22 protein-coding genes are annotated in these 20,978 nt (G+C 65.8%); 15 read left to right on the forward strand and 7 right to left on the reverse strand.

Annotated elements, in window-relative coordinates; all coding sequences use genetic code 11:
• Positions 1–53 precede the first annotated feature (53 nt).
• Positions 54–965 carry a site-specific tyrosine recombinase XerD gene (locus tag VW23_RS03215; RefSeq protein ID WP_069908154.1) on the reverse strand — a complete coding sequence of 304 codons (912 nt, stop codon included), beginning with the start codon at positions 963–965 and terminating at the stop codon, positions 54–56.
• A complete protein-coding gene (locus tag VW23_RS29715) occupies positions 962–1,273 on the reverse strand; it encodes a hypothetical protein (RefSeq protein ID WP_069908155.1) in 312 nt (103 codons plus the stop codon). The genes VW23_RS03215 and VW23_RS29715 overlap by 4 nt, the downstream gene beginning before the upstream one ends.
• Before the next feature lie 145 nt (positions 1,274–1,418).
• Between VW23_RS29715 and VW23_RS03225 the strand changes: the two genes are divergently transcribed.
• Together VW23_RS03225 and aroB are read left to right on the forward strand one after the other, a co-directional pair.
• The gene (locus VW23_RS03225) at positions 1,419–2,012 is read left to right on the forward strand and encodes a shikimate kinase (RefSeq protein ID WP_069908156.1); all 594 of its coding nucleotides are present in this window, start codon (positions 1,419–1,421) and stop codon (positions 2,010–2,012) included.
• The gene (aroB, locus tag VW23_RS03230) at positions 2,005–3,123 is read left to right on the forward strand and encodes a 3-dehydroquinate synthase (RefSeq protein ID WP_069908157.1); all 1,119 of its coding nucleotides are present in this window, start codon (positions 2,005–2,007) and stop codon (positions 3,121–3,123) included. Before VW23_RS03225 ends, aroB begins: the two co-directional genes overlap by 8 nt.
• Here the strand turns inward: aroB and VW23_RS03235 are convergent.
• Complete coding sequence (locus VW23_RS03235; RefSeq protein WP_069908158.1) at positions 3,107–4,618, reverse strand: FAD-dependent monooxygenase; 1,512 nt, start codon at positions 4,616–4,618, stop codon at positions 3,107–3,109. The genes aroB and VW23_RS03235 overlap by 17 nt on opposite strands.
• A gap of 209 nt (positions 4,619–4,827) precedes the next feature.
• Here VW23_RS03235 and VW23_RS03240 point away from each other — a divergent pair, with 209 nt between their 5' ends.
• Positions 4,828–5,670, forward strand: coding sequence for a 5'-3' exonuclease (locus tag VW23_RS03240; RefSeq protein ID WP_069908159.1), 843 nt, complete (start codon positions 4,828–4,830; stop codon positions 5,668–5,670).
• A 3-nt stretch (positions 5,671–5,673) separates the two neighbouring features.
• Here the strand turns inward: VW23_RS03240 and VW23_RS03245 are convergent, their stop codons facing one another.
• Complete coding sequence (locus VW23_RS03245) at positions 5,674–6,726, reverse strand: OmpA family protein (protein WP_069908160.1); 1,053 nt, start codon at positions 6,724–6,726, stop codon at positions 5,674–5,676.
• A gap of 175 nt (positions 6,727–6,901) precedes the next feature.
• Positions 6,902–7,168, reverse strand: a complete 267-nt coding sequence (locus VW23_RS03250) for a BolA family protein (protein ID WP_069908161.1) — start codon at positions 7,166–7,168, stop codon at positions 6,902–6,904.
• 51 nt (positions 7,169–7,219) lie between these two features.
• Here VW23_RS03250 and VW23_RS03255 point away from each other — a divergent pair, with 51 nt between their 5' ends.
• The 8 genes from VW23_RS03255 to VW23_RS03290 all read left to right on the forward strand — a co-directional run bounded on the left by VW23_RS03255 (position 7,220) and on the right by VW23_RS03290 (position 14,132).
• Positions 7,220–7,861: a J domain-containing protein gene (locus VW23_RS03255; protein WP_069908162.1), complete on the forward strand. Its 642-nt coding sequence runs from the start codon at positions 7,220–7,222 to the stop codon at positions 7,859–7,861.
• 2 nt (positions 7,862–7,863) lie between these two features.
• Positions 7,864–8,448 carry a GNAT family N-acetyltransferase gene (locus tag VW23_RS03260; RefSeq protein WP_069908163.1) on the forward strand — a complete coding sequence of 195 codons (585 nt, stop codon included), beginning with the start codon at positions 7,864–7,866 and terminating at the stop codon, positions 8,446–8,448.
• A 190-nt stretch (positions 8,449–8,638) separates the two neighbouring features.
• Entirely contained in the window at positions 8,639–9,616 is a 978-nt protein-coding gene (gene cobS, locus VW23_RS03265) for a cobaltochelatase subunit CobS (RefSeq protein WP_055886431.1), read from the forward strand.
• A 13-nt stretch (positions 9,617–9,629) separates the two neighbouring features.
• Positions 9,630–10,379, forward strand: a complete 750-nt coding sequence (locus tag VW23_RS03270) for a class I SAM-dependent methyltransferase (protein ID WP_069908164.1) — start codon at positions 9,630–9,632, stop codon at positions 10,377–10,379.
• Entirely contained in the window at positions 10,379–12,268 is a 1,890-nt protein-coding gene (gene cobT / locus VW23_RS03275; RefSeq protein ID WP_069908165.1) for a cobaltochelatase subunit CobT, read from the forward strand. Before VW23_RS03270 ends, cobT begins: the two co-directional genes overlap by 1 nt.
• Positions 12,265–13,296 (forward strand): esterase-like activity of phytase family protein, encoded by a 1,032-nt coding sequence (locus VW23_RS03280; protein WP_069908166.1) that lies wholly within the window; start codon positions 12,265–12,267, stop codon positions 13,294–13,296. Before cobT ends, VW23_RS03280 begins: the two co-directional genes overlap by 4 nt.
• Positions 13,297–13,335: 39 nt before the next feature.
• Positions 13,336–13,764, forward strand: coding sequence for a DUF2442 domain-containing protein (locus VW23_RS03285; protein WP_069908167.1), 429 nt, complete (start codon positions 13,336–13,338; stop codon positions 13,762–13,764).
• Complete coding sequence (locus tag VW23_RS03290) at positions 13,761–14,132, forward strand: YybH family protein (protein ID WP_069908168.1); 372 nt, start codon at positions 13,761–13,763, stop codon at positions 14,130–14,132. The genes VW23_RS03285 and VW23_RS03290 overlap by 4 nt, the downstream gene beginning before the upstream one ends.
• On the opposite strand, the gene VW23_RS03295 is transcribed toward VW23_RS03290, so the two are convergent.
• Together VW23_RS03295 and rpmB are read right to left on the reverse strand one after the other, a co-directional pair.
• Complete coding sequence (locus tag VW23_RS03295; protein WP_069908169.1) at positions 14,129–14,815, reverse strand: queuosine precursor transporter; 687 nt, start codon at positions 14,813–14,815, stop codon at positions 14,129–14,131. The two genes, VW23_RS03290 and VW23_RS03295, sit on opposite strands and share 4 nt — an antisense overlap.
• Positions 14,816–15,066: 251 nt before the next feature.
• The gene (gene rpmB, locus VW23_RS03300) at positions 15,067–15,354 is read right to left on the reverse strand and encodes a 50S ribosomal protein L28 (protein ID WP_069908170.1); all 288 of its coding nucleotides are present in this window, start codon (positions 15,352–15,354) and stop codon (positions 15,067–15,069) included.
• A 262-nt stretch (positions 15,355–15,616) separates the two neighbouring features.
• Here rpmB and VW23_RS03305 point away from each other — a divergent pair, with 262 nt between their 5' ends.
• From VW23_RS03305 to VW23_RS03320, 4 genes are all read left to right on the forward strand, one after another.
• Complete coding sequence (locus VW23_RS03305) at positions 15,617–16,390, forward strand: DUF3108 domain-containing protein (protein WP_176730316.1); 774 nt, start codon at positions 15,617–15,619, stop codon at positions 16,388–16,390.
• 107 nt (positions 16,391–16,497) lie between these two features.
• A complete protein-coding gene (locus VW23_RS03310; protein ID WP_069908172.1) occupies positions 16,498–16,908 on the forward strand; it encodes a hypothetical protein in 411 nt (136 codons plus the stop codon).
• Positions 16,909–17,473: 565 nt separating this feature from the next.
• Positions 17,474–20,704 (forward strand): helicase-related protein, encoded by a 3,231-nt coding sequence (locus VW23_RS03315; protein ID WP_069908173.1) that lies wholly within the window; start codon positions 17,474–17,476, stop codon positions 20,702–20,704.
• A 20-nt stretch (positions 20,705–20,724) separates the two neighbouring features.
• Positions 20,725–20,978 (forward strand): RNA-binding S4 domain-containing protein (locus tag VW23_RS03320; RefSeq protein ID WP_141728205.1); only part of this gene is annotated, 254 nt, incomplete at its 3' end.

Here is a 20,978-nt window from a genome sequence, read left to right on the forward strand (position 1 = left end):
GGACAGGGGTGGGGGTCAGTCCGTACCGGCGCCGCGGTACGTACCCCGCCGAACTAACCTTCCGCCAGCGGATGGTGCGCTTCGACCAGCGACTTCAGCTTCTCGTCGAGCACGTGGGTATAGATCTGCGTGGTCGAGATGTCGGAATGGCCGAGCAGCGTCTGCACCACCCTGAGGTCCGCGCCACCCGCCAGGAGGTGGCTGGCAAAGGCATGCCGCAACACGTGCGGCGACACCCGGGCCACCGAAATCCCCGCCCGGCCGGCCAGCCCCTTGAGTTCACGCGCAAACACCTGTCGGCTGAGATGGCCGCTCTCGCCGCCGGCGGGGAACAGCCAGACGCCCGGCTCGAGCCGCGTCAGATAGGCCTTCACCGCATCGCGCGCCCGGTCGGTGAGCGGTACGATCCGCTCCTTGCCGCCCTTGCCGCGCACCGTGAGAAAACTCGCGTCCCGCATCACCGCGGCCCGCTTCAGCTCCACCAGCTCCGAGACCCGCATGCCGGTGGCATAAAGCAGCTCGAGCAGCAGGTAGAGCCGCCCCGCCATGGCGCGCTCGGCCTCGCTCACCTCCGGCGCTTCGATCTCGGCCTCCGCCAAGCTGAGCAGCCGGTCGATCTCGGCGATCGACAGCACTTTGGGGAGGCTCCGCCGCGCCTTGGGCGACGCGATGATTCGCGTCGGATCGTCACCGCGCACCGCATCGGCGGCGAGAAACTTGTGGAACTGCCGGATCGATGAGAGTTTTCGCGCGCTCGATGAGGCGGCGATGCCCTCGGCTTCGAGGAAGGCAAGATACTCCGTCACCTGCTCGCGCCCGGCGGCAGTCGGTCCGCTGCCGCGGCGGGCGAGGAAACCGCAATAATCGCCGAGGTCGAGGCGATAGGCGTCGATGGTGTTTTTGGCCGCGCCGCGCTCGGCGCTCATCATTTCGAGGAACGCGTCGACGAGGTGCCCGCCGCTCATTCGATCCCCTGCTGCCGGGTCACCACTTCACCCTCCTCGGCCGGAGCATCGCTGGCGGGCTCGACCGACAGCGCCGGCTCCTCGGCAGCGGGTGGCGCTGCCGCCGGCGCTTCGGGCTGACGCGTGGTGTTGATCTCACGCCGCACCAGCGGATCGCGCTGCGTCGAGGGCACCAGCTCGCGCGCCGGAATGCGAATGGTCACTTCCTTGTCGCGCGGCTGAACCATGGCGACGAGTGCAAACATGGCCCCGTAGCCCAGCCCGACCAGGACCAGCAGGATGACGATCAGGCGAATGAGAGTCGGCATGGCAATCCGCTTTTGTCACGCTACGGGCCAGTCTCCCCTGTTTGCCGAATGCGATCAAGGGTGCGCTAACCATAGCCGTCCGACCATAGCGGGCATTGACTTTATGCCGCCCTAACGGTTCAAACCGGCCGAACAGGGAAATGCGATGTCACGCGACGGCCCGACCACACGCGACGACCGGCGCGAGGATCTGCAGCGGCTCCTCGGGCACCGCCCGATCGTCTTGATCGGTATGATGGGCGCAGGCAAGACCACCGTCGGCCGCCGCCTCGCCGCCCGCCTCGGCCGCCACTTCGTCGATAGCGACGAGGAGGTGGAGAAGGCCGCCGGCATGACCATCGAGGACATTTTCCGAGCCCATGGCGAGGCTGATTTCCGCGCCGGCGAGGTCAAGGTCATCGCCCGGCTGCTGAAGGACCAGAACATCGTGCTCGGCACCGGCGGCGGCGCCTTCATCAATCCCGAGACCCGGGCTTTGGTGAAGGAAGCGGCGATCTCGGTATGGATCAAGGCCGATTTCGAGCTGCTGTTCCAGCGCGTCTCGCGCCGCTCCAACCGGCCCCTGCTGAAGACCGCCAACCCACGCGAAACGCTGCAGAAGCTGATCGAGGTGCGCTACCCGGTCTATGCCGAGGCCGATGTCACCATCGTGTCGCGCGACGTGCCACAGGACCAGGTGGCAAGTGAAGTGATCGACGCCGTGTTGGCGCATCTGAGCAACGAGACGCCCAATGGCTGAGCCGACCACCGTCCACGTGCCGCTGGGCGAACGCGCCTACGACATTCTCATCGGCAACGGGCTGATCGACAATGCCGGCGCCCTGCTCAAGGCAAAATTCCCCGGCCGCCGCTTCGGCATCGTCACCGACACCGAAGTCGCCATCGCCCAGCTGCCGCGGCTCACTGCCTCGCTCGACGCAGCCGAAGTCAGCTACGCCACCGGGGTGCTGCCCAATGGCGAAAGCACAAAGTCCTTCGCTCGGCTGGGCGAAGTGGTCGAGGCGATCCTCGCCGCGCGGCTCGAGCGTGGCGACCTGATCATCGCGTTGGGTGGCGGCGTCATCGGCGATCTCGCCGGCTTCGCCGCGGCAATCGCCCGGCGCGGCATGGATTTCGTACAGGTGCCGACCTCGCTCCTGGCGCAGGTCGACAGCTCCGTCGGCGGCAAGACCGGCATCAACTCGCCGCACGGCAAGAACCTGATCGGCGCTTTCCACCAGCCCAAACTGGTGCTGGCCGACCTCGACGCGCTCCACACTTTGCCGCCACGACAGCTTGCCGCCGGCTATGCCGAGGTGGTGAAATACGGGCTGATCGACGACGAACCGTTCTATTTCTGGCTCGAAGACAACCGCCGCGAGATCTTTGCCGGTAACGCCGCGTTGCGCGCCGAAATGGTGGCGCGCTGCTGCGCCGCCAAGACCCGCTTCGTCTTGGCCGACGAGAAGGAAACCGGGGTGCGCGCCCTGCTCAATCTCGGCCACACCTTCGGCCACGCGCTCGAATCGGCAACCGGCTACTCCGATCGCCTGCTGCACGGCGAAGGCGTCGCTATCGGCATGGTGCTGGCGCATGGGTTTTCGGCCAAGCTCGGGCTCGCCCCGAGCCAGGATACCGGCCGTATCGCCCAGCATTTGAGCGCCGCGGGCCTGCCCACCCATCTCAACGATATCCCGGGCGAACTGCCGGACACCGACTACCTGATGAACGCCATCGCCCAGGATAAGAAGGTGGTGCGTGGCGCCCTCACCTTCATCCTGACCCGTGGCATCGGCCAGGCCTTCATCGAGAAGAATGTCGACCCGGCCGCCGTGCACGCCTACCTCGAAGAGGTCAGGGCCATCCGTTAGGCGGCCCAAACCAGGTGGCCAGCGCTTCGGCCACCCCCTGCCCGGCGGCGTCTCCGACCCATGCCACATAACCGTCAGGGCGGATCAGTACGGCCTCAGGCGCAGTGACGGCACCGATGCCTGGCAGTTCCCAAGCACCGTCATACGCCGCATCGACGACCTGCACGCGATCCGCCCACGGCGCGATGTCGAGTGCGGAGGGCGAGCCGAGGTTGAGCAGCACCGGCCTGGCCGCGTGCAGCAGTGTGGAGCATCGCGTCGGGCCGTTGGCCGTCTCGAGATCGAGATCCGGCATACGCCGCCCGCGCAGCGGATGGCCTTCGCCGAGCTCGTAGTGGATGCCGAGCCCGGTGAGGTCGGCAGTGACCCGCCGGCGCGGCGCATCGAGTTCGAGCAGTTCCGCCATCGTCTCGCGCAATGCCTTGGTGCGGTCGTCCTCCCGACGCAGCGCCACTGCGGCCATGGTGTAGCGCAACACCTTCGCCCCAACCGGGTGACGCTCGGCGTGGTAGGTATCAAGCAGGCTCTCCGGCGAGATCCCCTTGATCACCTGCGCCAGCTTCCAGCCCAGGTTCACCGCGTCCTGCACCCCGGTCTGCAGCCCCATGCCGCCATCGGGCGGATGGATATGCGCCGCGTCGCCCGCCACCAGCACGCGCCCCTGGCGATAGGTCGCCGCCTGCCGCGCCGCATCGGTGAAGCGGGTGATCGAGGTCGGGCTGTGGATGCCGTAATCGGTGCCGTAGACGCCGATCAGCGCCTCCTGCACTTCGGCCAATGTCGGCTCGCCGGTCTTGCCCACCTCGCGCTCGGTCACCAGCACGCGCACCGGTCCACTCTTGGCGAAGATGATCTGGCCGTCGCGGATCTCGTATTCGGCCCGGCCGATGGAATGGATGCCGATGGCGTCGCGGCGAATGCCCAGCTCCGGCGGCTCCTCGGCCAGCTCCGCCTCGGCGATCAGGTTGCTGGTGGTCGGGTCCGAGCCGGGAAAATCGATCCCTGCCGCCTTGCGGACAAAACTCCGCCCGCCGTCGCAGCCGACCAGATACTGCGCCCGCAGCGCGCCACCATCGCTGAGCCCGATGCCGACGCCGGCATCGTCCTGCGTGAGGCCGATCACCTCGACGCCCCTGGAGATCGGCACCTCGAGCTCCTCGACCCAGCCGCCGAGGATCCGCTCGATGTGGTTCTGCCACAGGCCCAACGTATAGGGATGGCGCGTCGGAAAACCGCTGAGGTCGAGCCGCACGCCAGCAAACCCCACCGCCTGCGCCACCTGCCCCTCAGCGAGAAACCGCTCGGCAATGCCGCGCTGGTCGAAGCTTTCGAGGGTGCGCGGATGCAGGCCGCCGGCGCGCGCGCCGACAACGTCCTTGCTGGGTCGTCGCTCCACGATCGCCACATCGATGCCGGCGAGCGCCAACTCGCCGGCCAGCATCAGCCCGGTCGGGCCGCCGCCGGCAATCACCACCTGATGTTCGGACTTGCGCATCTGTTGTCTCCGTTCTGACTGACGAGGACAGGCCTTTTACCGGATGGGCGGGGTCTTGAAGCAAGCCCCTTCTGCGCTACATATCAGTATGGGCAGAGGGCGAGATCGCGTTTTGCCACCCCTTCCCGACATGTATCCTGCCATCCGAGCGCGAGACGCTGGGCACGATTCGAGCCTATGCCGCGCGAGCAATCGCCGAGGGGAATACCATGTCCGATCGCCGCCCGCTGCTCGTCATCGATGGCGACTCCTTCGCTCACCGCGCCTATCACGCATTGCCCAAGACGGTGCGCCGCAAAGGCGACCGCGGTGGCGGCGCCATCGTCGGCTTTGCCAATTACCTGATCCGGCTCTACGAGGCCGAACAGCCGCGCGCCGTGGTGGTCGGCTGGGATACGCTGGCCGAACCCAACTGGCGGGCGCTGGAATTCGCCCCTTATCAGGGCGGTCGCATTTTCGAGGACGAGATCGTCGAGCAGCTCGAGGTGTTGCCTGAGGTCGTCACCGCCTTCGGCTTCGTCTTCGGCAAGGCCGGTCGCTTCGAAGCCGACGATTTCCTCGCCACCGCCGTGGCGATGGAGGAGAAAGCCGGTGGCGCGGCGCTGGTCGCGACCAGCGATCGCGACGCCTACCAGCTGGCCTCGGACCAAACCACTATCCTCGCGCCGATCAAGGGCGGCGAGATCGCCCGCATCGACCCCGCCGGCGTGCGCGAGCGCTACAAGGTGGAGCCCCGCCAGGTGCCCGACTTCATCGCACTGCGCGGTGACCCCTCCGACAAGATCCCCGGCGCCAAGGGGGTGGGCGAGGCAACAGCGGCCAGCCTTCTGCAGCGCTATCCAGATCTGGAAGCGATGATCGCCGACAACCGCTTCCCCACCCAGGCCGACGACCTGAGGCTCTACAAGCGCATCGCCACCATGGTGACCGATGCGCCGCTGCCGCCAGTGGCGGACGCCAAGCCGACCTGGGGCAAGGCCGCCGCGCTGGCCCGCGACTGGGAACTCAACAACCTCGCCGACCGGCTGCAGCAGCTGGCCGACAAGGCCTAGCTGTTACGGCGCGACCGAGATCACCACCCGGCGGTTGGCGTAGAACGTGTCGCCGAATTGTTCGGTGGCGCCGGCGCCGGTGGCCGACACCTTTTCAAACTTCAGCCCGGCCTGCTTGAGATAGGCGAGGACGTTCTGCGCCCGCTCGATGGCGAACAGCGCATTGGTGGCGTGGTTGCCGGCGCGGCTCGAATAGCCGGTGACCATTACCTTGCACTTCTGCTCGCCGATATCGGCGACGATCTGGTCGAGCCGCTGCATCAGCTTTGGGGTGAGGTCGTTGGAGCTCTCGTTGAAGCCGACGACATTGTAGAGTTCGTCGCGGTTGCAGGCCGGATTGGCAGCCGGTTCATCTGCCGCAAGGCTCGCGGTGGCGACCGGCTTATCGCCCTCGCCGGTCTCCGGCAGTTTCAAAGCGGTCACCGCCGCCGGCGCCTTCGCTACGGGCGCCTTTACCGCCGCTGGCGCGTCGGCCACCGCCGCGACCTCGGTGGTCACCGGCTCGGCTGCCGGCTGCACCGCAGCAATCGTCGCATCAGGCAGCGGCCAGCCGCCGGTGGGGGCGCGCGACACGCCCTCGACATTGCCGTCCTTCAGCACCAGGAACTCGCCCAACAGCTCGTTCGCGGTATCGGCGGTGGTGCCCTGGGTCGAGAGGCCGGACACCGTCACCGCCCGACCATTCACCGCCACCGCGGCGAGATAGAGGTTGCGATCACGGTTCGAGCCATCGCCGCCATAAGCCTCGTTCACCAGCCGCACCCGGACTTCGCCGCCCGGCTTGAACAAATCCTCGGGAATATCGAAGGCGAAACTCTGCACATACGGCGTCTTGTCGGCGGCATCGGCGAAGCGGCCGGCGGTCGCCGTGTCGATGGCGGCGTTCACCGCGCCCTCGCCCAGTACCTTCCCATCGAACGTCACCTCGAACTTCGGCGGCCCGTCATAGGCCTCGCCCCCGATGATCAGCTGCACGCTGCTGCCGGCTGCCAGGGCACCCGGCACTGCACATAGCGCAAAGGCGGTCGCGAGGACCGCCGTCTTCAAAGTGGACATGTCGCCCTCCAGTCTGTCTGCAGACATCAGTGCTAGGCAACGCCTTGGGCGATAGTTCGGAGACAAAGCGGCAGCTTGCCATGGCTTCGCCCGGCTTTGGCCGCAAAGCGGCGCGCCGGTTGCGCCAACCAACCTCGGCCCTTATATCTGCGGCATCCAATCCGATCAGGAACGATCAGGCCGTAGGGGCAACCACCTCAACGGCCAACGCATGGACACCGGCTTTCAGCTCGGCGTCGAGCGCCTCCATCACGGCACGATGCTGTGCGAGGCGTGACTGGCCGGCAAACAGCGGAGAGGCGATCCGGACGCGGAAATGCGTCTCGCCGCCCTCCCGATAACCGCCGTGCCCCCTATGTTTCTCGCTCTCGTCGATCACTTCAAGATGGGTCGGCGTGAATTTGACCGAAAGTTTTTCTGCAATCGTGTCTCGAACGGACATATGGATACCGGTTCAGTTTGAGGCGTGGCCGAGGCCCCGTAACTAGGATTGATGAAGCTGGATTCCAAGTATTTTGACCGCATCCGGATCCGATCTCGGCACCCGGAACCCGAAGCGCGCGCCGAAGTGCCGGCCTGCGGATGGGAGGGTTGCGACCAGCCCGGACTCTACAAGGCGCCCAAGGGCAACCGGGCCGTGGGGCAGTACCACCACTTCTGCCTCGAGCACGTGCGCCACTACAATCAGGTGTTCAACTTCTTCGCCGGGATGAAGCCCGAGGAGATGGAATCCCAGCTGCACGCCGAAAAGGAAACCGACGGCCGACCGAGCTGGGGGTTCGGCGCCAAGCCGGGCGCCGGCACCGGTCCGCGCATGCCGCGCGGCGCGCCGCGTGACCCCACCGCAAAACGCGTCAACGACCCGTTCGGGGTGTTCGCGCGCTATGCCCGCCATCAGCAGCGCGCTCCGGCCGAAGAGCGAGTGAAGCCGCTGCATGAGCAGGACCGTCGCTCGTTCGAGACTCTGGGCTTCAAGGGCTACGTCAAAGCCGAGCAGATCAAGGCCGCCTACAAGGCGTTGGTGAAAGTCCACCACCCCGACGCCAATGGCGGCGACAAGAGCTCCGAGGATCGGCTGCGCGCCATCATCGCTGCCTACGCGCACCTCAGGTCAAAGGGCTTCGTCGGGCGTTGAGGATGGGGGAGACTCTGGCAAACGAGGCGCACCCCACCTGGGATGGCCGCAGCATCCTCCGCACCGAACGGCTCAACCTTCGGACGTTCACCGAAGCCGACCTGCCGCTCTACGCCGCGCTGAACGCAGACCTCGAAGTCATGCGCTTTCTTGGTGGCGTGGGGCTCAGCCGGGAGCAATCCGACGGGATCGCCAGTGGGGCGCAGCGATCGTTCGCGACGACCGGAATTGGCAAGATTGCGGTCGAACGCGCCTCCGACGGCGCCTTTCTGGGCATGTGCGGGCTTTCGGTGGAGCCTTGGTACCCGGACGACCTCGAGATCGGCTGGCGCTTGGCGCGGCGGCACTGGGGCCATGGCTATGCCAGCGAGGCGGCAGCAGCGTGGATCGGCTATGCTTTCGACACATTGAAAGCGCCCCGGGTCATCTCGGTGACCGATGTCCCCAATCAGCGCAGCATCGCGGTGATGCAGCGGATCGGTCTCTCGCTCGACCACTACGCCGACCTTGCTGATGGCGATGATGCATTCGCGGCGGTGATCTACGCGACCAACGCCGATACCTGGCGCTCTGACCGAAGCGGATGAATGTTTGTTATGGTGGTATTTGCGCCGCCAATGGCTAACGGCAAGTGCCTGTCGACCTGGCACATTGCGCCCCCGCCCGGCTGTCGCCAGATTGTCGCGCAGCCCTACCGCGCCGCACCCGATGCTGCTATAGAGCCCGCAACCGCCAAGGCAGCCGTCTTGACCTATTTCCTTCCGCGAGCCTCGTGAAATGCCTGAATTCAACAATCTGCCGAACAAGCAATATTCCGTCCGCGAAACCTTTGGCATCGACAGCGACATGAAGGTCATGGGCTATGCGGAAACCGATCCGCATGTGCCGCCGCTGGATCCGGACTATCTGTTCGACCGCAACACCACGCTGGCGATCCTTGCAGGCTTTGCCTTCAACCGCCGCGTCATGGTGCAGGGCTACCACGGCACCGGCAAATCGACCCATATCGAGCAGGTCGCGGCGCGGCTGAACTGGCCGCTGGTTCGCGTCAACCTCGACGCCCACGTCTCGCGTATTGACCTCGTCGGCAAGGACGCCATTGTCCTCAAGGATGGCAAGCAGATCACCGAGTTCCGTGACGGCATCCTGCCCTGGGCCGTGCAGAACAACATCGCCCTGGTCTTCGACGAATACGATGCCGGCCGCCCGGATGTGATGTTCGTGATCCAGCGCGTCCTCGAGACGCAGGGCCGTCTGACCCTGCTCGACCAGAACCGCGTCATCACCCCGCACCCGGCCTTCCGGCTGTTCGCCACCACCAACACCATTGGCCTCGGCGATACGTCCGGCCTCTATCACGGCACCCAGCAGATCAACCAGGGCCAGATGGACCGCTGGTCGATCGTCACCACGCTGAACTACCTGCCGCACGACAAGGAAGTCGGGATCGTTCTGGCCAAGGCCAAGACCTATACCGGCGAGAAGGGCAAGAAGACCGTCAACAATATGGTCCGGCTGGCCGATCTCACCCGCCAGGCCTTCATCAACGGCGACCTGTCGACGGTGATGAGCCCGCGTACGGTGATCACCTGGGCCGAAAACGCCGAAATCTTCGGCGATCTCGGCTTCGCCTTCCGCCTGACCTTTCTCAACAAGTGCGACGAGCTCGAACGCCCCGTGGTGGCCGAGTTCTACCAGCGTGTGTTCGGCGAAGACCTGCCGGAATCGGCCGCCAACCTGGCGGTGACTGCGTAAGCCGGAGGCCGTTTTGGCCCAGAATATCTACGACGACCCGAAATTCCTTGCCGGGTACAGCGAATTCCCCCGCTCGCGTGATGGCCTCGAAGCCACCAGCGAGTGGCCGGCGCTGCGCGCCCTCTTGCCGGAGATTGCCGGCAAGCGCGTCGTTGATCTGGGTTGCGGCTTCGGCCAGTTGAGCCGCTGGCTCGGCGAAGCCGGTGCGCATTCCGTCCTCGGCATCGATCTCAGCGAGAAGATGCTGGCGCGGGCTGTGGCCGAGACCAGCAATCGAGCCGTCACCTATCGGCGCGGCAACCTCGACGAGCTGGTGCTGGAGCCCGAGAGTGCCGACCTGATCGTCAGCTCGATGGCGCTGCACTATGTCGAGGATTTCGGCCGCATCAGTTCGATGCTGTTCGATGCACTCGCGCCGGGCGGGCAACTGGTGTTTTCGGTCGAGCACCCGATCTACGCCGCTCGCGCCGAGCCCGAATGGGTTACTGCCGCTGACGGGCGCCAGGCTTTCGCCATCGCCGATTACCTGGTCGAGGGCCGCCGCGTCACCAACTGGATCGTCGACGGCATCGTCAAGTTTCACCGCACCATTGGCACCATGCTGAACATCCTCACCGGCACCGGTTTTGCCTATCGCTCCGCCAACGAGTGGAAGCCGTCGGAAGACCAGTTCGCCGCCCACCCGGAATGGCGGGCGACCGAGCTGACCCGCCCGATGTTCCTTTTGATGTCCCTGACCAAGCCTGCCCAACGAGAACACTGATGGCCCCTCCGCCGCGTTCCAAGCAGAACAAGCCCGATACCACCGCCCCGTTCAAATCGGCGATGGGCGCCGCGGTGCGCGCCATCGGCGGCAAGCGCGACCTCGAGGTGAGCTTCACCGCCGATCGCCCCATCCTCACCGCCGACAAGGCACGGCTCGCCAACCTGCCGCGCCTGCCGACGCTGCGCGACATCGCCATTGCCCGCGGGCAAGGCGACGCCATGGCCATGCGGCTTGCCAGCCACGATCCCGAAACGCATCGCAAGCGCGCCCCGGCCGAACCGGAAGCCCGCGCTGCCTATGATGCGCTGGAGCAGGCCCGGGTCGAAGCGCTGGGCTGCATCCGCATGCCCGGCATGACCGGCAATATCCACGAGATGCTGGAAGACCGGTTGTTCCGGCAGAATTTTGCCGAGGTCAACGACAAAGCCGATGCCCCGCTGGCCGAGGCGCTGGGCCTGATCCTGCGCGAACGCGTCGCCGGCGTCGCCATCCCGCCCTCCGGCAATGCCATTGTCGAGCTGTGGAAGAAGGAAATTGAGCAGCGCGCCGGCAACTCGCTGACCACGCTCCTCACCAAGTTCGAGGACCAGGAGCTGTTCAGCCGCGCCACGCGGCAGCTGCTGCGCGATGTGAGCCTTGTGCCCGACAGCGATCTCGATGACGGCGACAGCGACGATTCCGAAGAGGGCGACGACCAGGAGCCCGAACGCGGCCAGGACGACGAAAAGAACCCCGAGCAGGGCGAGGGGGAGAGCGAGGACGCCGAGGCCGACGAGGACCAGACCCCAGGCCAATCCGAGCAGGAAGGCGAAGTCGAAGGCGCGGAGATGGATTTCTCCGAGACCGACGAGGACGACAGCTCCGAGTCGGGCGAGGACCAGCCTAATCCGCCGCCGCCCGGCGCCAACGCCAAAGAGTTCCAGAACGTCTTCAACTACAAGATCTTCACCCAGAAGTTCGACGAGGTGGTGCGGGCCCCCGATCTCTGCCCGCCCGAAGAGCTGGACCAGTTGCGCGCGCTGCTCGACAAGCAGCTCGAGAACCTCGCCGGCGCCGTGGCGCGGCTGGCCAACAAGCTGCAGCGCCGGCTGATGGCGCAGCAGAACCGCAGCTGGGAATTCGACCTTGAAGAGGGCCTGCTCGATACTGCGCGTTTGACCCGCGTGGTCACCGACCCCCTGCAGGCGTTGAGCTTCAAGGTCGAGCGCGACACCGATTTCCGCGACACCGTGGTCACCCTGCTGCTCGACAATTCCGGTTCGATGCGCGGCCGCCCGATCACCATCGCTGCGATCTGCGGCGATATCCTCGCCCGCACGCTCGAGCGTTGCGGCGTGAAGGTCGAGATTCTGGGCTTCACCACCCGCGCCTGGAAGGGCGGTAAGAGCCGCGAGGCCTGGCTCGAGGCCGGGCGTCCGCCCAATCCGGGCCGCGTCAACGATATCCGGCACATCATCTACAAGGCGGCCGACGAGCCCTGGCGGCATGCCCGGCGCAACCTCGGCCTGATGATGCGCGAGGGATTGCTCAAGGAGAATATCGACGGCGAAGCTCTGCAATGGGCGCATAAGCGCCTGCTTGCCCGGTCCGAAAATCGCCGCATCCTGATGGTGATCTCCGATGGCGCGCCGGTCGACGACTCGACCCAGAGCGTCAACGCCGGCAACTATCTCGAGGCCCACTTGCGTCAGGTGATCGAAGACATCGAGACCCGCTCCGCCGTGCAACTGGTGGCGGTCGGCATCGGCCACGACGTCACGCGCTACTATCGGCGCGCCGTGACGCTGCTCGATGCCGAAGAGCTGGCGGGGGCGTTGACCGACGAGCTCGCCTCGCTGTTCGATGAGGAGGCGCCCGGCGCCTTCCGCAAGAGCCGGTACGGATGACCGCAGCACGGCGTGCCTCGCGTCTCGCCGGAGCGGCACTGCTGATCGCAAGCGCAGGCGCCGCACTGCTGATAGCAGCTGGGCTGAGCGCCCGAGCCGATGACGAGACGGTGACCTCGGTGCTGCTCTCGAGTTTCATGGGCTCAGGCATCGGCCAGCGCGTACAGGGCCTTATCTGGCGCGGCGGCATCGAGATGCAGAGCCAGACCGACACCTTCGGAGGCCTCTCGGGTCTCGGCTTCACCGGCCCCGACGGGCGGCTGGTGATGGTCTCGGACCGCGGCAATTTCGTTTCCGGCCAACTGCTCTATGACGAAGCGGCGCGACCGATGGGACTGATCGGCGTCAAGGTCGAGCCGATCCAGAATTCCAAGGGCAAGGAACTGCCCCGCGCCTATTCGCGCGATGCCGAGGCGCTGGCGGTGATCGTCCGCGATGGCCAGCCGAGCGCGGTGCGCGTCGGCTTTGAGAACCTCACTCGTGTCGCCGACTTCTCGCTGGTCGACGGCGTGCCGCAAGGCGCTGCCCGCGAGGTCAACATCCCCAAATGGCTGAGCGACACCCGCACCAACGAAACGCTGGAGGCGGTCTGTATCGCCCCGGCCAACTCGCCCATATCAGGCTCCACCCTGCTGTTGACCGAAGGCATCATCGATGATGACGGCCAGCACTCGGCTTACCTGCTCGGCCAGAACGACAAGGGCCCGCTGAGCTACATCTCGGGCGACGGCACCAACCCCACCGACTGCGCCTTCATGCCCAATGGCGACCTCCTGGTACTGGAACGCGGCATCGCGCTCCTCGCCTTCCAGATGCGGCTGGTCCGCATCCCCGCGGCCGAGGTGAAGGCCGGCGCCCACATGAAGGGCGAGCAGCTGCTGCATGCCGCCGGCGGCGACATCGACAATATGGAAGCCCTCGCCGTCCACAGCGCCCCCGATGGCACCACCCGCATCACGCTGGTGTCGGACAACAACTTCAACGACTGGGAACGCAACCTGCTGCTGGAGTTCAGCCTGCCGGAGTGAGTCTGGAATAACCCAACGCGTTGGGTTATTGTGCGGAACATGATAACGGTCCTTCGCGCCTATGGCCTTCGGGTCACCGACGAAGAAATCGAGGCCGCCCGCCAGCGTGGCCGCGTCGAGGAAGAGACTGAGCCGCGAGCCAAGTCGGCACGTTACGACCGCAAGACCGGACGTATTGTCGTCGAACTCAAGAATGACTGCATCTTCGCTTTTCCGGCCCGCCGCGCGCAAGGGCTTGAGAACGCTACCGACGACGAATTGGCGGAGGTGGAGGTGCTGGGCCTCGGCTATGGCCTTCACTGGGAGAGGCTCAATGAAGATCACGCTGTTCCCGCCCTGCTGGCAGGCATCTTCGGCACCAGGAAATACATGGCCAGCCTGGCAGGCCGCGCCACCTCCCCCGCCAAGGCGGCAGCGGCCCGTGCCAACGGCGCCAAGGGCGGGCGACCGCGCAAGGCTGCGGGATGAGCGCCCGCGACGTCCTAGCCGCCTACACCGACCGCATCAACCGCCAGGATTTTGACCTCCTGACCGAACTCATCGCGCCCGACGCGACGTTCTGGTTCTCCAATGGCAGCCATAGCGGCATCGCCGCCATCCGTGCGGCGTTCGAAGCGACCTGGCAGGCGATGGGACCGAGCGAGCGCTACTGGCTCGACGAGCTCCAATGGATCGCCGAAAGCGACAGCGCCGCGGCCTGCATCTACCGCTTCAACTGGGAAATCACCGTCGACGGCAAGCGCCAGTCAGGCTCAGGCCGCGGTACCACGGTGCTGAAACGCGCGGGCGACCGCTGGTGGATCGCCCACGAACACTTGAGCCGCTGGCCGGACTAAGCCGTGGCCTTGAGCGGCGGCAGCGGCATCAGCTTGCCCATCAGCACGCGGTAAGGCGCCAGCAGCAGCAGCGCGGCGAGGAACTTCACCAGGAAGTCACCGGCCGCCAGCGAGAACCACAGCGGCACCTCGGGCCCGAGGCTGAGGAACGGCGCCGGGAAACCGAGCGAGCCGTCCTGTGCCCCATAGACGCCATCGACGAAGCCGAAGGCCGGCGCGAAGGCGATGGAAAAAAAGATCGCCGTATCGAGCAACGAGCCCAACAACGAGCCGGCAAGCGGCGGCAGGAACCAGTTCCTGCTGGCCCTCAGCCGCGAGAACACCGAGATATCCAGCAGCTGCCCGATGAGGAACGCCGTCACCGAGGCAGTGGCGATCCGCGCCGTCGTCGCGGCGGCGCCCCCGGTATTCCACGGCAGCGGGTTGAAGCTCAGGTAAAACGACAGCGCCACCGCGACGACGAAGCCGCAGATCACCACGACGCGGGCGCGCGCCGGGCCGTCATAGCGGTTGACGAGGTCGGTGACGAGGAAGGCGAAGGGGTAGGTAAAGGCGCCCCAGGTGAGGAGATCCTTGAGGTTGATCGGGCCGAGCACGGCGTCAACCGGGTAGAGCACGAGAATGTTGGACGCGGTGACAACCACGACCATGGCGGCGATGGCCGCGACAAAGCGAGCGAGCATATCCTGCACCTCTGTATAGCCCGCTGACCGGCATCAGACCGGGGCGGTGGGTTGGAGCTTCCGCTCCGATGGGTCTTCTAGTCTCGATGTCATTCCCGCGAAAGCGGGAACCTCTGTTTGGTGCCTGGACCACTATCGCAAACGGAGATCCCCGCTTTCGCGGGGATGACACCGTGGTAGACGGCAAGCTGCCCTCAAAACAAACCGCGCGCCCCTTTCGGGACGCGCGGCGAAAACTGAAAGCTTGAAGCTTACGCGGTCGCGAGAGCGGCGCGGACTTCCTTCTTGACGGCCAGCGCGACAGGCGACAGCTCGGCGTCGACTGCCTTGAGCAGGAACGCATCGAGGCCACCGCGGTGCTCGACGGTACGCAGCGCGTTCGCCGAGATCCGCAGCTTGACCGTACGGCCGAGCGTGTCGGACAGCAGCGAGACGTTGAGGAGATTGGGGAGGAAGCGGCGACGGGTGCGGTTGAGCGCATGGCTCACCTTGTTCCCGGTCATCACGCCCTTACCGGTGAGTTCGCAGCGGCGAGCCATTGGAGTATCCTGTCAAAAGGCCCTCGGCGGGGGACTATCCCCTCGCAACGGGCTGGAGTCTGTTCTTGATTGCGGACGCTCCCATAGAGAACTGAGCCCCTCCCGTCAAGCTTGTGAACGCCGAATGCCTTGCCAGCCCGGGCCTCGCTCGGCATTTTGGCAGCAATATTGATTCGCTGCCTGGTGACATCGCGTCGCCGCTTGGCGATGCCGCCAGAGGTCCGTTCCTGTGTTGAACGCCGGTTTCCGCCAGACGATGCGATTGGCCGCACGACTTGCCCCCTTTGGCTTGGCGCTGCTGGCCCTGCCCGCCGCTGCCGCCGATATCAAGGCGCGCGCCGAGTACATGGTGACCATGGGCGGCACCCACGTCGCCAATGTCCGGATCAATCTGACCGACAATGGCTCGGCCTATTCGCTGGTGCTCGACGCCAAGATCACCGGGCTGGCACAACTGGTGGCAAGCGGCAGCGCCAAGGCCACCTCCATCGGTGTCTCCAGCGCCAAGGGCCTCAGTTCGCAGAAGTTCGACATCCTGACCCGCGCCGGCGGCGAGGATTTTACCGTCGCCGTCACCTATGCCGGCGGCACCGTCGACACGTTCAAGGTCGCCCCGCCGATCGTCAACAATATCGACCGGGTGGCGATCGAGCGGAAGCACCTCACCACCGCCAACGACATGCTGGCGCCGTTCGTCCTGAAGGGCGCCGCGCTCGACCAGCAGCTGTGCGACCGGCAGATGCCGATCTTCACCGGCGTTGAGCGCTTCAACCTGAGCCTCAAATACGTCAAGGACGATACCGCGACCAGTAAGCGCACCGGCTACCAGGGCCCACTGGTGCTGTGCTCGATGCATTACACCCCGATTTCCGGGCACTACACCAATAACGAGATCACCACCTATCTCGCCAAAAACGAGCGCATCCTCGTCTGGTACGCGCCGCTCAGAGCCGAGGGCTATTACATCCCCTACCGCGCGCTGGTGACCACTGAAGCCGGCGACCTCTCGGTGGTGCTGACCGAGCTGGCCGAATAGCCACGCCGCTCAGAGCGGCGATGAACCTCAGCTAAACCCTTGCCTCAGCACGCGTTCAAGCGCGTGCCGGCATTTTCTCCTCCAAGGCTCACGCCAAGGAGGAATTGATGACCATCGTGAAACTCGGCATCGCCGCTCTCGCCGCCACGGTCGCGCTCGTCGGCGCTGCCAGCGCTCTCGACCTGAAAATCGCTCCCCCCGGTCCGGGCAAGCTCGTGCCGACCAACGTCCAGCTCGGCATCATCTCACCGCCCAACAACATCTGCCCCGGCAATGGCAAGCTCACCGCCTGGGTCGAGACCAACAAGCCCGGCACCATCAATATCCTCCTGGTGAAGAAGGGCGGCGCTGTCGGCGGCCCCTACGCCGTCACCACCGTGAAGGGCGCCAACGGCATCGTCATGGGCAGCTACACGCAGAACCTGGTGATCAACAACCCGGTCGATGCCGAATACCGCGTCGTCATTGCCGGCACCCCCATCCAGTCCAACTGGGTCCCACTCGTCGCCGAGTGCTAATGCCCGGGGGCAGCCCTTGCCGCCCCGTCTTCCGCGCCCCGGACCACCGGCAACAGACCCGTGGTCCCTCGTGCCGGCATGCCTCCAAGCGGGGCTGCCGGCCGGGCGGCGGAAATCATGGTTAACGCAGTGTTACCAAAATCCGCGTGTCATTCCGGGACGGTCAATGGCTATTTTGCCAACGCGGCGGCGTGAGCAGCCACTGTTCAGGCACCCAAGCTGTGAAGCCGATAAAAATCTTTGCAGCAGAGCACTTTACGCCTCGTTCACACTTGGCCGATTCGAGCCCCTAACCACCCGAAATTAACCGCTTCGAAACCTTCCTGAACGCGATTTCCGGGGATTGCGCCGGATGCCACAGGAAAGCCGTCGCACTAGCGGGTCACCAACCTGGCCACCCACCATATGCTGTGGTGAACAAACGCAGATTTCCGAGTCGCAACCGATTCCTTTCCGGTTTGTTCTTCGTTCGTACCAATGGTTAATGCTGGCGCCGGTGAGCTCGCTTATTTGTTCCGCCACGAGACACTCGTTTGTTGGCTTCCGATCACCTAAATAGGGCGCGATGACTCCCGCTTCCGCCTCCTCGCTCAAGGCGATCCTTGGGCCTACCAATACCGGCAAGACCTTCTTCGCCATCGAACGGATGCTCGCGCACCGCTCGGGAATGATCGGCCTGCCGCTGCGGCTGCTGGCCCGCGAGGTCTATCACAAGGTGGTCGACCGGATCGGCGCCCAGCACGTGGCGCTGGTCACCGGCGAGGAGCGGATCGTTCCGGCCAAGCCGCGCTATTGGGTGTGCACGGTCGAGGCCATGCCGCTCGATGTGCCGGTCGAGTGCGTCGCCATCGACGAAATCCAGGTGGCGACCGATTTCGATCGCGGCCATGTCTTCACCAACCGGCTGCTGCATGCCCGCGGCATCAGCGAAACCCTGCTGCTCGGCGCCGCCACCATGACGCCGCTGATCCGCGCCCTGCTGCCGGACGCCGAGATCATCCAGCGCCCGCGCTTTTCCGAGCTGCTCTACGCCGGTTCGAAGAAGATCTCCCGCCAGCCCAAGCGCTCGGCCATCGTCGCCTTCTCGGCCACCCAGGTTTACGCCATCGCCGAGCTGATCCGGCGTGAGCGCGGCGGCGCAGCCGTGGTGATGGGAGCGCTCAGCCCCCGCACCCGCAACGCCCAGGTCGACCTGTACCAGAACGGCGATGTCGATTTCCTCGTCGCCACCGATGCCATCGGTATGGGTCTCAACCTCGACGTGCACCATGTCGCCTTCGCCGACGACCACAAGTTCGATGGCCACCAGACCCGGCAACTGACCCCGGCCGAGTTCGGCCAGATCGCCGGCCGTGCCGGCCGCCACATGCACAACGGCAGCTTTGGCGTCACCGGTCACGCTCCGGATTTTGACGAAGAGCTGGTCAAGCGCCTCGAGACACACGACTTCGAGCCGGTGCGGGTGGTGCAATGGCGCAACGCCGAGCTGGATTTCGCTTCCATCGAGGACCTGCGGGCGAGCCTCGACCAGACCCCCAAACTGCGGGGACTGACCCGCGTTCCCGTCGCCACCGACCAGCATGCGCTGGAGTTCGTCGCCCGCAACGAGGCCGGCGCCGCGGCGAAAGGCGAGGCAGCGGTGCGGCTGTTATGGGAGTGCTGCGGCATTCCGGACTACCGCGATATCTCGCCGGCGCAGCACGGCGAGATCATCACCCGCATCTATCTCGACCTCACCCAGCATCGCCATGTCGACGCCGACTGGATTGCCGAGCAGGTGCGGTTCTGCGACAATGTGACAGGCGACATCGATACGCTTTCCAATCGGATCAAGCAGATCCGGACGTGGACCTTTGTCGCCAACCGCAAGAACTGGCTTGAAGACCCCGCATATTGGCGCGAAAAGACCCGGGACATTGAAGATCGACTGAGCGACGCCCTGCATGAGCGTCTCACTCAACGTTTCGTCGATCGTCGCACTTCGGTGCTTATGCGCCACCTGAGAGACAAGCATATGGTATCGCCTGAAATTAACGACCGCGGCGAGGTGAGCCTCGAAGGCCACCTGATTGGCTCCATCGAGGGCTTCCGTTTCACCTTGGCCCGGTCGGAAGGTGGCGATGCCAAAGGCGTGGCGGCAGCCGCGGCGCAGGTCGTGGCGCCCGAGATCGCCAAACGCGCCGAGCGCGTTGCCGGGGCGCCCAACGAAGAGCTGGTGCTCGCCACCGACGGCTACGTGCGCTGGCGCGGCCAGGTGATCGCCAATCTGATCGAGGGCGAACAACTGTTCACCCCGCGCCTCATCATCCTCGCCGACGAGAGCCTCACCGGCCCCGATCTCGAGCGCGTGCAGGACCGGCTGAACCTCTGGCTCCGCCACCTGATCAACACCCAGCTCGAAAGCGTGCTGTCGCTCGAAGCGCCGGCCGATCTCGAAGGCGCGGCGCGCGGCGTCGCCTACCGGCTGTACGAGAACCTCGGCATCCTGCCGCGCAGCGCCGTGGCCGAAGAGGTCAAGGGCCTCGACCAGGACGTGCGCGGCAAGCTGCGCAAGCTCGGGGTGAAATTCGGCGCCTTCCACATCTACGTGCCGCAGAGCCTGAAGCCGGCGCCGCGCGAGCTGGCGCTGATCCTCTACGCACTGAAGCATGGTGGCGTGCGCCAGCCGGGCGTCGCCGAGCTGCCGCAGATCGTGCTGTCGGGCCGCACCTCGTTCCTCATCGATCCCGAAGTGAACGTGAAGCTCTATGAGCTGGCGGGCTTCAAGGTCGCCGGCCGCCGCGCCGTGCGCGTCGATATCCTCGAGCGCCTCGCCGATATCATCCGGCCGCTGATCGCGCTGAACCCGGTGACCCACCAGGGCGAGCTGCCGCCGGGCGCTGCCGAGGGCAATGGCTTCCGCGTCACCGTGGAGATGACCTCGCTGCTCGGCACCGCCGGCGAGGACTTTGCCTCGATCCTCAACTCGCTCGGCTATCGCGTCCGCCGCACCCCCAAGGTCGTGGCAGCGCCGGTTGCTGAGACCACGACAACGACCGCTGAGACGACCACGTCGGAGACGACCGAGACCACCGAAGCTACTGAGGGTGTTGAGGCGGTCGCGATTGAGACTGTCGATACGACAGAGACCACCACCACGACGGATGCCGTGGCCGCCGATGTCGCCGATGCCGAGGTAAACGCCGCCGCCGCCGATGCGGTGGAGGGCGTGACGCCGGCTGTCGAGGTTGTTGCCGCCAGCGAAGTCGCGACCGAGACGGAAGTGACGTCCGCAACCGAAGTCATCGCCGAGGCCGAGGTCGCGGCCATCGAAACCGCCACCGCCGATCTCGGTGCGCCGGCCCCGGCCGAAGACGCCAAGCCAGCTGAGCCCGAGTTCGACGAGGTCTGGTTCCCGGCCGGCCGTCGGCCCGACAATGCGCGTCATGGCGGCGCCCGCAATCGCGGCCAGCGCCCCGAGGGTGCGGAAGGCGCCGCCGAAGGCGACAAGTCCGAGCGTCCGCAGCGCAATTTCCGCCGCCCCGACCGTCCGGAAGGCGGCGACAAGGTGGAGAACAGGGGCGACGCCAAGCCCAACCGCCCGCGCTTCGAGGGCCGTCGCGATGGCCAGCGTCCGGGCAATGGCGGCGGCAAGCCGTTCGAGAACAAGGGTGGCAAGCCGGGCGGCACGCGCTTCGACAAGCCCCGCGAGGACTGGAAGGAACACCGTCCGCGCGAAGATCGGAAGCCGGCTGTGCTCGATCCGAACTCGCCCTGGGCCGCGCTCGCCGCGCTGCGGAACCCCAAATCCGAATGAAAACCACGGAATAGTCTCACTTGGAGAAGCAGCGGCTCGACAAGTGGCTGTTCTTCTCGCGCGCGGTGAAATCCCGCACCCTGGCGCAGAAGCTGATCGAGACCGGCGCTATCCGGGTCAATTCCGAACGCACCGACCGGTCCGACCACAAGGTCGGGCCGGGCGATGTCCTCACCATGACGGTGCATACCCGGCTGCTGGTCTGGCGCATCCTCGACCCCGGCACCCGCCGCGGCCCCGCTCCGGAGGCAGCCCTGCTCTACGAGGACCTTTC

This window comes from Devosia insulae DS-56, assembly GCF_000970465.2.
Taxonomy (GTDB): domain Bacteria; phylum Pseudomonadota; class Alphaproteobacteria; order Rhizobiales; family Devosiaceae; genus Devosia_A; species Devosia_A insulae.

What these genes read in the sequence shown, in the direction of transcription:
- VW23_RS03215 (WP_069908154.1), bottom strand. Translation starts at nt 965, where the DNA reads ATGAGCGGCGGGCACCTCGTCGACGCGTTCCTCGAAATGATGAGCGCC.
- VW23_RS29715 (WP_069908155.1), bottom strand. Translation starts at nt 1,273, where the DNA reads ATGCCGACTCTCATTCGCCTGATCGTCATCCTGCTGGTCCTGGTCGGG.
- VW23_RS03225 (WP_069908156.1), top strand. Translation starts at nt 1,419, where the DNA reads ATGTCACGCGACGGCCCGACCACACGCGACGACCGGCGCGAGGATCTG.
- aroB (WP_069908157.1), top strand. Translation starts at nt 2,005, where the DNA reads ATGGCTGAGCCGACCACCGTCCACGTGCCGCTGGGCGAACGCGCCTAC.
- VW23_RS03235 (WP_069908158.1), bottom strand. Translation starts at nt 4,618, where the DNA reads ATGCGCAAGTCCGAACATCAGGTGGTGATTGCCGGCGGCGGCCCGACC.
- VW23_RS03240 (WP_069908159.1), top strand. Translation starts at nt 4,828, where the DNA reads ATGTCCGATCGCCGCCCGCTGCTCGTCATCGATGGCGACTCCTTCGCT.
- VW23_RS03245 (WP_069908160.1), bottom strand. Translation starts at nt 6,726, where the DNA reads ATGTCCACTTTGAAGACGGCGGTCCTCGCGACCGCCTTTGCGCTATGT.
- VW23_RS03250 (WP_069908161.1), bottom strand. Translation starts at nt 7,168, where the DNA reads ATGTCCGTTCGAGACACGATTGCAGAAAAACTTTCGGTCAAATTCACG.
- VW23_RS03255 (WP_069908162.1), top strand. Translation starts at nt 7,220, where the DNA reads ATGAAGCTGGATTCCAAGTATTTTGACCGCATCCGGATCCGATCTCGG.
- VW23_RS03260 (WP_069908163.1), top strand. Translation starts at nt 7,864, where the DNA reads ATGGGGGAGACTCTGGCAAACGAGGCGCACCCCACCTGGGATGGCCGC.
- cobS (WP_055886431.1), top strand. Translation starts at nt 8,639, where the DNA reads ATGCCTGAATTCAACAATCTGCCGAACAAGCAATATTCCGTCCGCGAA.
- cobT (WP_069908165.1), top strand. Translation starts at nt 10,379, where the DNA reads ATGGCCCCTCCGCCGCGTTCCAAGCAGAACAAGCCCGATACCACCGCC.
- VW23_RS03280 (WP_069908166.1), top strand. Translation starts at nt 12,265, where the DNA reads ATGACCGCAGCACGGCGTGCCTCGCGTCTCGCCGGAGCGGCACTGCTG.
- VW23_RS03285 (WP_069908167.1), top strand. Translation starts at nt 13,336, where the DNA reads ATGATAACGGTCCTTCGCGCCTATGGCCTTCGGGTCACCGACGAAGAA.
- VW23_RS03290 (WP_069908168.1), top strand. Translation starts at nt 13,761, where the DNA reads ATGAGCGCCCGCGACGTCCTAGCCGCCTACACCGACCGCATCAACCGC.
- VW23_RS03295 (WP_069908169.1), bottom strand. Translation starts at nt 14,815, where the DNA reads ATGCTCGCTCGCTTTGTCGCGGCCATCGCCGCCATGGTCGTGGTTGTC.
- rpmB (WP_069908170.1), bottom strand. Translation starts at nt 15,354, where the DNA reads ATGGCTCGCCGCTGCGAACTCACCGGTAAGGGCGTGATGACCGGGAAC.
- VW23_RS03310 (WP_069908172.1), top strand. Translation starts at nt 16,498, where the DNA reads ATGACCATCGTGAAACTCGGCATCGCCGCTCTCGCCGCCACGGTCGCG.
- VW23_RS03315 (WP_069908173.1), top strand. Translation starts at nt 17,474, where the DNA reads ATGACTCCCGCTTCCGCCTCCTCGCTCAAGGCGATCCTTGGGCCTACC.